Genomic DNA, 13,421 nt, shown 5'->3' with positions numbered 1-13,421 from the left:
CTTTTCTTCCCTTCGGTTAGAAAAGAAAGAAAACCTCTGCCAACCTTGCATATCAATAATTATATTCAGGCAAATATCATATATACTTCTCTTAAGCATTTCTTCCAAAAATAAACCTCTCACTTTACAAACAACTTGACACATCATTTTAGCTTGACATCCTATTCGTTTAGAATATTAACACCCGATGAATTTTAATGACCAAGTAAAAATTTTCACCATGACAAAAAATTTAATAACTAAACGTGATGTAAGTACATTAAGACAGTTTTTTGATTACAAAGTTTTGTATCTTTTGCTTTATCTTCCTGTAAATATGCAAGAAGAGGATAGAGTGAAGGGTACAGAAAATTCTCACAGTTATGTAGTATGGAACTCACTTGGTGTTAGTCCGAATAGTAGAAATTCACCCAGACAAACATTAACAGCTATACAGCAATTATGCCTATGACCGTGACTCCATTGAGGGCCAACGACTGACATCAACAACCCTGTTACAAAGCACTTACCCCATGAGTCATTGCACTTGCTGAGCTGAACGAAAACACTAAAATCAGATAATAATTAATCGCTGTATAAGCTCGTAACAAGCGGAACTTTAAGGCAAAATAGGGCTACCATCCTAATTCACGAAGTTACGCTAATGGCAAGAAAACCTAAAGAAATCAAAACAGATCCGTTAGAAGTCATCCTGTGGAAAGCGGCAGACAAGCTGCGTAAAAACATTGATGCAGCCGAGTACAAGCATGTCGTACTAGGCCTCATTTTCCTTAAGTACATTTCTGATTCTTTTGAATCTCATTATGAGTTGCTGAAAGCCGGTGAAGGCGAGTTCGCAGGTGCTGACCCGGAAGACAAAGACGAGTACACCGCTTACAACGTTTTCTTTGTCCCAGAGCTTGCACGTTGGAAATATCTGATTTCTAAGGCCAAGCTACCCGAAATCGGTAAGCTGATCGATGATGCTATGGAGCTTATCGAAGCGGGAAATCCACAATTAAAAGGTGTGTTGCCGAAAGTCTATGCTCGCCAGAACCTCGACGCCACTATCCTTGGTGAACTGATTGATCTCATTGGTAACATTGCATTAGGCGATGCAAAAGCGCGTTCTGCAGACGTCTTAGGCCATGTATTTGAATACTTCCTTGGTGAATTCGCACTCGCAGAGGGAAAACAAGGCGGGCAGTTCTATACGCCAAAATCTATTGTTAGCCTGCTGGTAAACATGCTTGAACCCTACAAAGGCCGTGTCTTTGATCCCTGCTGTGGTTCTGGTGGTATGTTTGTTCAGTCAGAAAAATTTGTAGAAGCACATCAGGGAAATATTGACGATATTTCAATCTATGGGCAGGAGTCCAATCAGACCACTTGGCGTCTGGCAAAAATGAACTTGGCAATTCGTGGAATTAACTCTGAACACGTTCGCTGGAATAATGAAGGTTCATTCCTTAACGATGCCCACAAAGATTTGAAATCTGATTTTATCATAGCTAACCCACCGTTTAACGTCTCTGACTGGTCTGGTGAGCAGCTTCGTGGTGATGCCCGCTGGCAATATGGCATTCCACCTGCTGGTAATGCTAACTTTGCATGGATGCAACATTTCCTGTACCACCTGTCTCCAAAAGGTCAGGCTGGCGTTGTGCTGGCAAAAGGGGCTTTAACATCTAAAAGTTCGGGTGAAGGTGATATCCGTGCGGCGCTGGTAAAAGATGCCAATGTTATTGACTGTATCGTTAACTTACCTGCAAAACTGTTCTTGAACACCCAGATCCCTGCGGCCTTATGGTTTATGCGCCGTGATCGTGAAAACAGCAGTCAATATCGTGATCGCAGTAAAGAAATTCTGTTTATCGATGCCCGTAATCTTGGTCATTTGATTAATCGTCGTACCAAAGTGCTTTCCGACGACGATATCAAAACAATTTCCGATACCTACCATAACTGGCGTAACAAAGGTGGCGACTATCAAGATATCGCTGGCTTCTGTGCGTCTGCTGATATCAACGAAGTCGCTGAACTTGATTATGTACTAACTCCTGGCCGTTATGTTGGCCTTGCTGACGAAGAAGACGATTTTGACTTTAAAGAACGCTTTACGGCTCTTAAAGCCGAGTTTGAAGCACAACTGGAAGAAGAAACACGCTTGAATAAGGCTATCGCTGATAATCTTGCGAAGGTAATATTATGAGTGAGTGGGAATTTTTACAAATTAAAGATCTGGTAAGTGATGGTAGCCTTGAAAAACCACTAGATGGTAATCATGGCGGCATACACCCAAAGGGTGCAGACTTCGTATCGTCTGGAATTCCTTTCGTCATGGCTTCAGATATAAACAATAGCCAAATCGATTTGGTTGGATGTAAGTTTATATCCAAACAACAAGCATTGTCTCTACGTAAAGGATTCGCAAAAACAGGGGATGTTCTATTAACACATAAAGCAACATTAGGCCGGACAGCTATCGTTCCGCCATTAAAAACCGACTTTATAATGTTAACACCACAAGTTACTTATTATAGAGTAAAAGACAAGAACAGAATAAATAATCATTATTTAAAATATTATTTTGACACCCCTGATTTCCAACAAACTCTTGCTAATCATGGAGATGCTGGTTCGACAAGAGCTTACATAGGTATAACTGCTCAACATGATCTACCAGTTATTCTTCCTCCAATAAATGAGCAAAAAGCCATCGCATCTGTGCTTTCCTCTCTCGATGACAAAATAGACCTGCTTCATCATCAAAATAAAACACTTGAATTAATGGCTGAAACCATGTTTAGACAGTGGTTCATTTTAGATGAAACGGGTGCATCAGTTAATCTAGAACAAATAATTGACTTTAATCCAAAGCGAACTTTAACTAAAAGCCAAGACGCTACTTATTTGGACATGGCTGGACTAAGTACAGATATTTTTCGTGCTACTGGATATTACAAACGTCCATTTTCTTCGGGAACCAAATTCACTAAACGAGATACTCTGTTAGCGAGAATTACCCCATGTTTAGAAAATGGCAAAGCGTCCTATGTTGATTTTTTAGATAACAATGAAACTGGATGGGGTTCAACTGAGTTCATAGTCATGCGTCCTAAAAAAGAAATTCATCCTATGATTTCATATATAATGTGCCGAAATCCAGACTTCAAGGAATATGCAGAAAGCTGTATGGAAGGTTCAACTGGCAGACAACGAGTTAACTTGGATCATCTTAAGAAGTTCAATGTTAATCTGCCAACAGAAGCTTCCCTACGTATAATTAATGAGTTATTAGATTCATTTGAAAGTAAACTTATTAACAACTCAAAACAAATTGATAGCTTAGAAAAACTCCGCGATACCTTACTTCCCAAACTGATGAGCGGTGAAGTACGGGTTCAGTATGCAGAAGAAGCAATCGCATCAGTAGCATAAAATAATTATGCGGGTGTACAGCCCGCTCTCTGGTTAAGCGGCAATAAGGACAGTACGCATGGCAAAGATGACCGAATCCGATATTGAAGTAATGGCAATTGAGCACCTGCAAGGGCTGGGCTATGAGTATGTTTACGGCCCGGACATTGAACCCAGTGGAATCAATCCGTTACGTAGCTATCAGCAGGTTATCCTTGAGGATAAGGTGCGTACTGCCCTACAACGCCTGAATCCTCACCTCAGTGAACAAAAGTGTGAGGAAGCCTTGAAACAGATGATGCAGATCAGCACACCTGACCTAATGACAAACAATCTGGCCTTTCATCGCCTGTTGACCGAAGGAATCAATATCGAAGTCAGCAAGGATGGTAATACACAAGGAGAGCTGGCCTGCCTGATCGACTTTAACGATCCCACTAATAATGAATTTCTGGTCATTAATCAGCTCACCATCAAAGAAGGCAACCATACCCGCCGACCGGACCTTATTTTATTCATCAACGGTCTACCATTAGTCGTTATCGAACTTAAAAATGCCGCTGACGAAAATGCTACGGTAACAGGTGCCTATAATCAGATTAAAACCTATCAGAACCAAATCCCCGGTCTGTTTAACTACAATGCTTTTAATGTGATATCTGACGGGCTGGAAGCCAAAGCGGGGACGGTTTCTGCCGATTTCAGTCGTTATATGACGTGGAAAACTGCTAACGGTAAAACGCAAGCCACCAGTACCCAACCACAGCTTGAAGTTTTATTACAGGGGTTGCTTAATCCTGTAACGCTGCTGGATATGATCCGCCACTTTATCGTGTTTGAGGCCAGCAAACATGAAGACAGCAAAGGGATTATCAGTATCCGTACTGTTAAAAAAATGGCAGCTTATCACCAGTACTACGCGGTCAATGCAGCAGTTCTTTCCACTATTCGTGCCTCGGCGGTGAATGCTTACTCCCCCTCTGCCGAAGTGGCATTACGCCAGCAGGGACGTAACAGTAAAGTTCTTGTTAATGCGCAAAAAACCGGAGATCGTAAAGCGGGGGTCGTGTGGCATACCCAGGGTTCCGGTAAATCGCTTTCGATGGTGTTTTATACCGGGAAGATTGTACTGGCGCTGAATAATCCAACAGTGGTAGTGATCACTGACCGTAACGATTTGGATGATCAGCTATTCGGTACGTTTTCTTCTGCCACTCAGCTACTTCGTCAGACACCAAAACAGGCCAACAACCGGGAAGAACTCAAAGAATATTTGCGTGTCGCCTCTGGCGGTGTGGTGTTTACTACTATTCAAAAATTCCAGCCTGATGATGGCAGCAATATCTATGAGTTGCTGTCCGACAGAACTAATATTGTCGTTATCGCTGATGAAGCACACCGTTCCCAGTACGGTTTCAGCGCCAAAGAAGTTGACGTGAAAGACAGCGAAGGCAACGTAACAGGTAAACGCACCGTTTACGGCTTTGCCAAATATATGCGTGATGCCTTGCCCAATGCTACCTATCTTGGCTTTACCGGAACCCCCATAGAAAAAACGGACGTAAACACACCTGCTGTTTTTGGTAACTACGTTGATATCTACGATATCTCACAGGCCGTAGAAGACGGTGCAACCGTGCGTATCTTCTATGAAAGCCGTCTTGCCAAAATTGCCATCAGTGACGAAGGTCGCCAGCTAATTGAAGACTTCGACGATGAGTTTAACGAAGACGAGCTGACGCTTACCCAGAAAGAACGGTCTAAATGGGCCAGAATCGAAGGTTTGATTGGCAGTTCAAAACGTATTAAAGCTATTGCGGCGGATATGGTTCAGCACTTTGAACAGCGCTTAAAATCTAATGCCGATCATGGCAAGGGCATGATTGTCACCATGTCCCGTCGTATTGCTGCTGAACTTTATAAAGAAATCATAGAGTTAAAACCTGAATGGCACAGCGATAATCTAAATGATGGCGTGATTAAAGTCGTCATGACCTCTTCTGCTGCTGACGGACCAGAAATCGCTAAACACCACACCACAAAAAAAGAACGTCAGGTTCTGGCTAATCGTATGAAGGATGACGACGACAAGCTGAAACTGGTGATAGTGCGTGATATGTGGTTAACCGGCTTCGACGCTCCCAGCATGCATACGCTGTATATCGACAAACCAATGAAAGGCCACAACCTCATGCAGGCAATTGCCCGTGTGAACCGTGTGTATAAAGATAAGATAGGCGGTCTGGTTGTTGACTATCTGGGCATTGCCTGTGATTTAAAAGAAGCCCTCTCCTTTTACTCTGATGCAGGTGGACGTGGAGATCCTGCTGAGGTTCAGGAAGAAGCTGTAACGCTCATGCAGGAAAAGCTGGAAATCCTGGAAGGCATGATGCATGGCTACGATTACAAAGCTTACTTTGCCGCAACTACTTCACAACGCCTGACAATTATTCTTGAATCAGAAAACCATATTTTAGGGCTGGATAACGGTAAAGGTAAAATGCGTTTCCTGGCTGCGGTTGCAGCCTTGTCGCAGGCATTTGCATTGGCGACACCGCACGATAAAGCAATGGAAGCGGCACCCGAAGTAGCATTCTTCCAGGCAGTAAAAGCCAGACTGAATAAATTTACTGAAAACTCAGACGGATCAGAAGAAGAACACAATGACAGTCTGGAAGTTCGGGTAAAACAGACTATCGATCAGGCTCTGGTTACCGATAAAGTTGTTGATATTTTTGACGCTGCTGGGATACAAAAGCCAGATATTTCCGTTCTTTCTGAAGAATTCCTTCAGGAAATGAAGGATTACCAACACAGAAATATTGCTTTGGAAACGCTTAAAAAACTGCTTTCTGACGAGATTAAGGTTCGCTCGAATCAAAGTATCACCCAAGGCAAAAAACTGATTGATATGCTGACCTCTGCAATCAATGGCTACCAGAACAAGGTACTGACCGCAGCGGAGGTAATTGATGAGCTAATCAAGCTTGCCAAGACTATCCAGGAATCTGACAGCCTTTCCAGCCAGTTAAACCTCAGCGCTTATGAATATGCCTTCTATTCTGCTGTTGCAGATAACGACAGTGCTCGCGAGTTAATGGAAAAGGAAAAACTACGAGAACTGGCAGTCGTACTTACAGAGGCTATCCGCAACAATGTCAGTCTTGACTGGACAGTGAAAGAAGCAGCAAGAGCAAAAATTCGCGTGGTGGTAAAACGTCTGCTCAAAAAATATGGTTATCCACCCGATATGTCCTTGCTCGCCACAGAGACCATTTTGAAGCAGGCTGAACTTTTAGCTGGAGAATTAGGAAAATGATCCCCCTAAATTTTAACATACAAACTATTTTAAGTTATACAGGAGAAGCTAATGGATAGCAGGCCATATCTTAAAACAGTACTATATATACTATCACTATGGCTTCTATTTTTATCATTATTAATTATGTCCTACGATAAGGTTTTGATAAAAAATGTGTGGGACTATATTTTTACTGAAAACTTTACTTTCTCAATCTCGTCATTGAAAGTGAGAAATATCGTTTTCATAGTTAGTTTGATTTTCATTTTTATTGGTGCAATTATTTTAATAGTCCTTGCAAATAGCTTTGGTTCGGGTTGGTCTGTTGCATGCACTGTCTCGGATATTAGCAATGAAAACCATGAACATTTAGAGTTTTTAACCACTTATATAATGCCCTTAGTTTTCACTGATGTCGATAGTAAGAGAACTGTATTAAATTTAGGGTTGATGATATTTGTAATCGGCGCAATATACGTAAAGACAAACCGGTTTTATTCTAACCCATCACTTGCAATACTCGGATTCAGAATATACAAAGCTAATGTACATGATCGTGGAGTGAAAAAATGCACAGTAATCTGCCGCAGTGTTCTAAAGAGTACAGATAATATAAAGTATATAAAAATCGACGATGAAACTTATTTGGCTAAAATAGTGTAGAGGTCATGACATGTTCACTAACATTGAAAATATTTTAAAATCGAAACGCATCTCTGGTGAAGCTTTTTTTGTTGCTGATGTTCAAGGTACGATAGATATATTTAAGGTTAACCTTGAACCTGATGCTGAAAAAGATCTGACCACTTCATTTTCTAAAAGCTTAATCAATAATATTATTGAACCTAACAGAGGTAAAGTGGCCGTTCCACTTGTATCCACTTTATTAGAAAGAGATAAGCAAGTTTTCGAATATGATCACTTAACAATTAATCACCTTCCAATTGAATTTACTAAAATGAACAACGTGCTAAATTTCGGTGTCAATGGGAATGCAACACAGTTTGATTTTGCAACACAAAGCCTCACATCGGTAAAAGCCGTAATTTACCACCTTTGTGATGGTAATGGAAACAGCGTAGTCATTTACCAACATAAATATCCTGTTTCTCTACATAAGAAAACAAAAAAATCTTACTTGAGTCTAAATGGCAGAACCTTAGATAAGATCACTCATGACAGTATTGATATAAATGACACTATTGACTTCTTCTTTTTTCAGAATAAGTACTATGCGCTAAACATTAAGCTTCTTGAAAGAATGTATGGATTAGAAAGTGTAATAGATAATCTTGCAAATAACTCAACGCCATTAATAATAAACCTTGGAATTGTTAATACACAAGGTATGCCAGTGCCACTAGATATTTTCAAGGACATGTATAAAGACAGAGCATTTATGCGTAGACTTGCTATGGTTTCAAAAGGGAACTTAGTAAAAACGGGAGTATCAGTCCCTCAAATACAACAAGTTATGCAAAAATTCCCTGTATTTCAACGGAATATTGATCTAACCGGAGGATTAATAAACCTTAATACTAAAGATCAAAAGAGATACTTTATTCGGCTTTTAAATAATGAAGCATCTTTTGCAGCACTTGATAACTCGCCCTTCCTGGCTGTTGAAAAAGACTCCGCTGCTTAAATTTTAAATGAGCATCCTCAAGCCGAATAACTTAAAGGATGCTCTTCAAATTTTAATAAGAATTATCAACAGAAAAAAACCTCATAAAAAACACTACTCATTTAATTTCCAAAATTAAGAAGAACATTAATAACCACCATTATATTACATGATCTTTTCCATATCCTATAGCATTACTCTCTATAGTATTAATATCTGAGCCTCTAATTATCTCCTTTATACAGATTAGCTCCAATATGGATAAATATTCTTGTGAAAATGGTTAATCCATATCACATAGGATAACCTTAACGTCCCTATGTTCCATAAGTTAAGAATAACCTCAAGCAAACCAAATCAGATACCCCCTAATAAAACAAAAATAAATTTGAATACCGTAAAATCTGGTGTCATTAATATCTTGAAAACAACAAAAAAGGAGATAAATAATGATATCAAGAGAAAATAATAAAAATAACCTCTTCCGTGTAAAGTCTAAAAATGGTGTCCTTCGTTGCCTTAAGGCTGGCATGGATATAAATATGTGCAATAGTAAAGGTCAAACTGCTCTTTTTACCTGTAATGTACCTGAAGCTATACAGGCAATGATTGACGCTGACATTGACATTCACCACTTGGATAATGACGGTAATAATGCATTATTCTATGCTCAAAATGTTGAAACAGTGGAACTTCTTGTCAGCAATGGTATTAATGTTAACCACCGGAATAAGTCAGGCACCCTTGCGATTCAACATATTGATGTTTCACCAGGGTTAGTAAAATATCTTATCAAAGCAGGACTAGATATCCTTACCAAAGATAGCTATGGCAACTCCTTTCTTTTCATTCCATTTGAAGGATATGTATACGATGCACTCATTGAGGCTGGTTGCGACATTAATCATAAAAATTTAAGCGGGCAGACAGCATTCGATTACTGGCAGTCAGAAAACCACAGCATAGCTGGTAAATATACTCACTGGGAATCTAAAAACGATAACTACATTCGTTTTCTTATCCGTAATATTCATCTTAAAGACAGTTCAAAAATTGTATTCAAGAACATTACATTTAAATCAATTGAGCTGTTGTCGTTACTTATAAAGCAAAAAAATGAATTTGAGATAAATGATAAGTGCATTATCACACCAACAAATGCCGACGTTAAAAAATTAATTTTACAACTAAAGAAACTGACAGACATTAGTCATGTTTGGTTTTACATAAACAGTACATATCTACTGACTCACTATGTAGGAAGACTGCTAATTAAATGGTTAATATGTCATGATATAAAAGTTGATATAGAATCACTTAAAGAACGCTACTTCTATGAAGAAATCCTCCAGGAAAAATCACAGAGAGAGCAAAAGGTTTTACGAACAACGCTTCAACCAGTTACCTGTAAAGCAATTACAAAAAAAAGATTATGAATTGAATCTGCCTGAACACTCTCCCCTTGGCTTTAACCTTTAGTTAGATAGCCAAGGGGCGCTAACATCATTAATTTAATACAAAGCCCCACATTGCACCTTAGCACTTTGATAAATTTATTTTTTAAAACACCCTCATTGCCAATTCATACAATATCAATCACTACTCTCAAACCAAATCAATCAAATAAAACACAGCACTTTTTGATAAAAATAATATAGCAATGAAAAACAACACCTTATATGAAATATAATAAAAATATATCTATTTAATTAAATAAATATAAAAATATATTTGCATTTTGTTTATTTAATAATATATATTTCCTTTGTTAATTAAATAAAGGAGAACTAAAATGAATAAAACAAACTATCCAAGCCTGACTAACTATCTCGCCAAAACAAAAAAGAACGCAGATCTTTATAGATTATATAATCCACAATTTTCTTTTTTCTGCAAAAGTGACACTCAGGAGCAAAGATTTTATTTCGATTATTTCTCAAGACATATGGTCTCGAAGAGAAATATTTTAACCGTATTCTCTATCTATACATTCACCTCTTATAACATGAACAAAAAAGAGACAATAAAAAATTTCATTCGATTTCTCAAAACGACGAATGAAAGTACATTCCATAATGCTTTTTCATTTCGCGGTGGTAACATTTTGTATGTAAGCAACAAAAACATGTTGAAAGAGATCTCATGGTTTTCACTCGCTCGAATTTACGAAGACATTAAAAAAATAAAGGAATATAAAACCAACCATGACAACTATATCAGATTAGTCGCTTAACAGAGGAGAAAAATTATGAATAACAACGCAATAAATGCATTACTCTCTTGTAAAACTCCAAAAGACATTCAGGCTTGCATTAATGCAGGCTCCGATATTAATACACTGGATTCGTTTGGAAGAAATATACTGTTTTACTGTAAAAACCCAAGAATGATTGACACTCTGGTTAAAGCAGGAATAGATTTCAACCATGCTGACAACTATGGTCACAATGTTTTGTTTAACCAGCGAAATCCTCACATACTGAAAAAATTGATTGATTCCGGCGTAGATATACACCACAAAAATGGTCTCGGCCAAACCTGTTTATGCTCGTTAGCTGATAATATATCCTGTTGCAAAACCCTGATCAATGCTGGAATTAATGTCAACAATGTGGATAAATGCGGAAGAACAATACTTTTTTACGTAAAAAATCACTCTATCTTTGATTTGATGGTACAGGCCGGTTGCGATATAAACCACAGAGATAACCAGGGTCACGGTATTTTTGAAATTTGCTATTCATTAGGCGATTTCAAAGCCAAAATGCTCATTCGTCATATTAGTATGAAGGATAGCAGTCCAGTAATTTTCAACTACCTCAACAGCGAAAGTCTGCAGATAATGGATTTGCTTCAGAAGAAAAACCTTAACTTTACTATCTCTGATAACTGCCAGGTTTATCTAAGTGCCAATGAAAATGAAATGAGCTCTTTCTTCAGTGAACTAAAGAAGAAGACAGATATCAGCAACACACATTTTCGCCATATTGTACTGCGAGGTTATGATTTACGCGAGGACATTGAAACCATTAAATGGTTTATCCGCAATGACATCAAAATGGATAGAAAACAACTGGAACAGCATATTCGACATGATGAGATTTGTAAATATATAGCAGAACATGAGAAAAAGAAACTTAGCGAAATTATGAAACAAACAATCTCTTTAATGCCAGTAAAACGTAGATTGTGACCTCCGCCCCTCCTCACTGTCATAATGAATTTAATATGAATCCTATTTTTACCCAGAGCAGATTACATAATTAGCAATCTGCTCCACCTCTCTTATTTATAAATTTCGACACTGCCTTGACTTTTTTTACCAATGCGCTAACTGTAGATCATGAACACATTTTAAAAAGGTTAGATATGCATAAAAATGAAAGTAAAGAAGATCTATCAAGAAGCTCAAGAAGAGGTAAATTCCATACAGCAAAATATTCACCTAATGAAGTTCGAACTCACTGCGTCAGCGTTCGGTTAAACGAAGAAGAATTATCTATTCTCGATAGTAAAAGAGGCCCTTATAAAAAAGGGGAATGGCTAAGAATGGCATCCCTCAACAAACTCCCACCGGTATTACCTGAAATCAATCGTGAAGCATGGATTAAACTCGGCAACCTTTCACAGGATTTAAACCGCCTGCTGAATCATCTCGACAGCAAAAGCCCTGACAGCGAACTGACCCGTACAGAACTCTTCGCCCTGCGCAGACAAATCAAAACTCTCAGGGATCACCTTATTCCATCAACCTTTCTGGAGCAAGACCAGTGAAAGGCATGCAGAAAATAAAGCGGGGTAAACAGTTTGCAGGTGTGGTTCTCTATAGCCTTAAGTCAGGCTCTCACCACAAAATCACGCCTTATATTATCGGTGGCAACATGACGGGAAGCACTGCTGCTGAACTTATCAGTGAATTTGAAGGCACAAGACTACTGCGCCCCGGTGTCGCCAAACCTGTCTGGCATAATTCGCTTCGCCTGCCAAAGGGAGAAACACTGTCAGTCAGACAATGGGCGGCATTCGCTGACGACTATATGACCCGGATGGGATTCACTGAAACCCATCTTCGCTGCTATATCATGCACGATGATTCGGACGGGCAGCATATCCATATAATAGCTAACAGAATTAACATGGTCGGTGGGAAGCTGTACCTTGGGAAAAATGAAAATCTTATCAGTACCCGGATTATCAGCGAGCTGGAGAAAGTCCACAAACTCACTCAAACCACATCTGCAATCAGTAGTCATAGTCAGGAGAAAAGAAAGCCTTCCCGCAACGAGCTGATGATGGCTGAAAGAACGACAACTCCCTGCCCCAGGTCCACTCTGCAGAGCCTGATTGATAATGCGTTAACCGGCCGCCCTGATTTGCTGACTTTTATCACTATGCTGGAAAAGGAAGGCGTGAACTGTAAACCCAATATCGCCTCAACGGGAAAAATGAACGGCTTTTCATTTCAGTACCAGGGCATTGCCTTTAAAGCGTCTCAGCTTGGAAAAAAGTATGGCTGGTCTTCTCTGCAAACACAGATTGGTTTTACACCAGAGCACCTGGCTTTACTGAAAAAAGAGCAACAGCAGACTGTGCCAGTGCCAGTGCCAGTGCCAGTGCCAGTGCCAGTGCCAGTGCCAGTGCCAGTGCCAGTGCCATCATGCGAGCCTGAAGAACAGGCTGCAAACCGGGAAACGATTCTGGAGAAAATCCTTCAGCTTGAAGAAAAAATTCGTCTGGAAAGACAACAGGAAACAGTGGGTGTCATTCAACTCAGGAGCAAACTGCACAATACAGCTCGTCAGATACCCCGCCAGCGTCGTCTGCATTCGTGGCTTGTATTGCTCGGCCATATTGTGGCACTTCTCAGGCGCAGGGGCATGTCTCTGTTACATGCCACTGCACATCCTTTCCACCAAATCCTGCACCTGCATCTTCTGACACCCTGTCATTCCATGACAACAAATCCCATTAAAGAACAATTAGTTAAAAACAACACCCATCCTGCACCATAAGTTAAACAGTCCATACTTTAGTAATAGTCAACAAAATATTGATCGTTTATATAGATCGATAAACTTTTTATGATAGCTACAACCT

At 39.5% G+C, this 13,421-nt stretch carries 10 protein-coding genes; all 10 read left to right on the top strand.

From position 1 onward, the window contains the following. The first annotated feature begins 643 nt into the window (after window positions 1-643). The 10 genes from HV261_RS08550 (at window position 644) to HV261_RS08510 (ending at window position 13,336) form a co-directional block, all read left to right on the top strand. The gene (locus tag HV261_RS08550; protein WP_202038005.1) at window positions 644-2,191 is read left to right on the top strand and encodes a type I restriction-modification system subunit M; all 1,548 of its coding nucleotides are present in this window, start codon (window positions 644-646) and stop codon (window positions 2,189-2,191) included. Further along, window positions 2,188-3,420 carry a restriction endonuclease subunit S gene (locus HV261_RS08545; protein ID WP_202038004.1) on the top strand — a complete coding sequence of 411 codons (1,233 nt, stop codon included), beginning with the start codon at window positions 2,188-2,190 and terminating at the stop codon, window positions 3,418-3,420. Before HV261_RS08550 ends, HV261_RS08545 begins: the two co-directional genes overlap by 4 nt. A gap of 58 nt (window positions 3,421-3,478) precedes the next feature. Continuing rightward, window positions 3,479-6,718 carry a type I restriction endonuclease subunit R gene (locus tag HV261_RS08540; RefSeq protein ID WP_202038003.1) on the top strand — a complete coding sequence of 1,080 codons (3,240 nt, stop codon included), beginning with the start codon at window positions 3,479-3,481 and terminating at the stop codon, window positions 6,716-6,718. A gap of 51 nt (window positions 6,719-6,769) precedes the next feature. Beyond that, window positions 6,770-7,363, top strand: coding sequence for an anti-phage protein KwaA (gene kwaA / locus HV261_RS08535; RefSeq protein WP_001594372.1), 594 nt, complete (start codon window positions 6,770-6,772; stop codon window positions 7,361-7,363). 10 nt (window positions 7,364-7,373) lie between these two features. Next, window positions 7,374-8,345 (top strand): Kiwa anti-phage protein KwaB-like domain-containing protein, encoded by a 972-nt coding sequence (locus HV261_RS08530; RefSeq protein ID WP_202038002.1) that lies wholly within the window; start codon window positions 7,374-7,376, stop codon window positions 8,343-8,345. 428 nt (window positions 8,346-8,773) lie between these two features. After that, window positions 8,774-9,760, top strand: coding sequence for an ankyrin repeat domain-containing protein (locus HV261_RS08525; RefSeq protein ID WP_202038001.1), 987 nt, complete (start codon window positions 8,774-8,776; stop codon window positions 9,758-9,760). 356 nt (window positions 9,761-10,116) lie between these two features. After that, the gene (locus HV261_RS27640) at window positions 10,117-10,557 is read left to right on the top strand and encodes a hypothetical protein (RefSeq protein WP_001044498.1); all 441 of its coding nucleotides are present in this window, start codon (window positions 10,117-10,119) and stop codon (window positions 10,555-10,557) included. A gap of 15 nt (window positions 10,558-10,572) precedes the next feature. After that, complete coding sequence (locus HV261_RS08520; RefSeq protein WP_202038000.1) at window positions 10,573-11,517, top strand: ankyrin repeat domain-containing protein; 945 nt, start codon at window positions 10,573-10,575, stop codon at window positions 11,515-11,517. A gap of 176 nt (window positions 11,518-11,693) precedes the next feature. Further along, window positions 11,694-12,098, top strand: a complete 405-nt coding sequence (locus tag HV261_RS08515) for a hypothetical protein (protein WP_001594377.1) — start codon at window positions 11,694-11,696, stop codon at window positions 12,096-12,098. Continuing rightward, entirely contained in the window at window positions 12,095-13,336 is a 1,242-nt protein-coding gene (locus tag HV261_RS08510; RefSeq protein ID WP_202037999.1) for a relaxase/mobilization nuclease domain-containing protein, read from the top strand. Before HV261_RS08515 ends, HV261_RS08510 begins: the two co-directional genes overlap by 4 nt. Window positions 13,337-13,421: the final 85 nt, after the last annotated feature.

It is taken from the genome of Citrobacter sp. RHBSTW-00671, assembly GCF_014103415.1.
Classification (GTDB): Bacteria; Pseudomonadota; Gammaproteobacteria; order Enterobacterales; family Enterobacteriaceae; genus Citrobacter.
The sequence above is the reverse complement of the archived record's forward strand: the minus strand, read 5'-3'. Positions and strand labels throughout refer to the sequence as shown.

Bases quoted from the DNA above. Each gene is read 5' to 3' on its own strand.
- HV261_RS08540 (WP_202038003.1), top strand. From the start codon at position 3,479: ATGGCAAAGATGACCGAATCCGATATTGAAGTAATGGCAATTGAGCAC.
- HV261_RS08515 (WP_001594377.1), top strand. From the start codon at position 11,694: ATGCATAAAAATGAAAGTAAAGAAGATCTATCAAGAAGCTCAAGAAGA.
- HV261_RS08545 (WP_202038004.1), top strand. From the start codon at position 2,188: ATGAGTGAGTGGGAATTTTTACAAATTAAAGATCTGGTAAGTGATGGT.
- HV261_RS08520 (WP_202038000.1), top strand. From the start codon at position 10,573: ATGAATAACAACGCAATAAATGCATTACTCTCTTGTAAAACTCCAAAA.
- HV261_RS08525 (WP_202038001.1), top strand. From the start codon at position 8,774: ATGATATCAAGAGAAAATAATAAAAATAACCTCTTCCGTGTAAAGTCT.
- HV261_RS27640 (WP_001044498.1), top strand. From the start codon at position 10,117: ATGAATAAAACAAACTATCCAAGCCTGACTAACTATCTCGCCAAAACA.
- kwaA (WP_001594372.1), top strand. From the start codon at position 6,770: ATGGATAGCAGGCCATATCTTAAAACAGTACTATATATACTATCACTA.
- HV261_RS08550 (WP_202038005.1), top strand. From the start codon at position 644: ATGGCAAGAAAACCTAAAGAAATCAAAACAGATCCGTTAGAAGTCATC.
- HV261_RS08530 (WP_202038002.1), top strand. From the start codon at position 7,374: ATGTTCACTAACATTGAAAATATTTTAAAATCGAAACGCATCTCTGGT.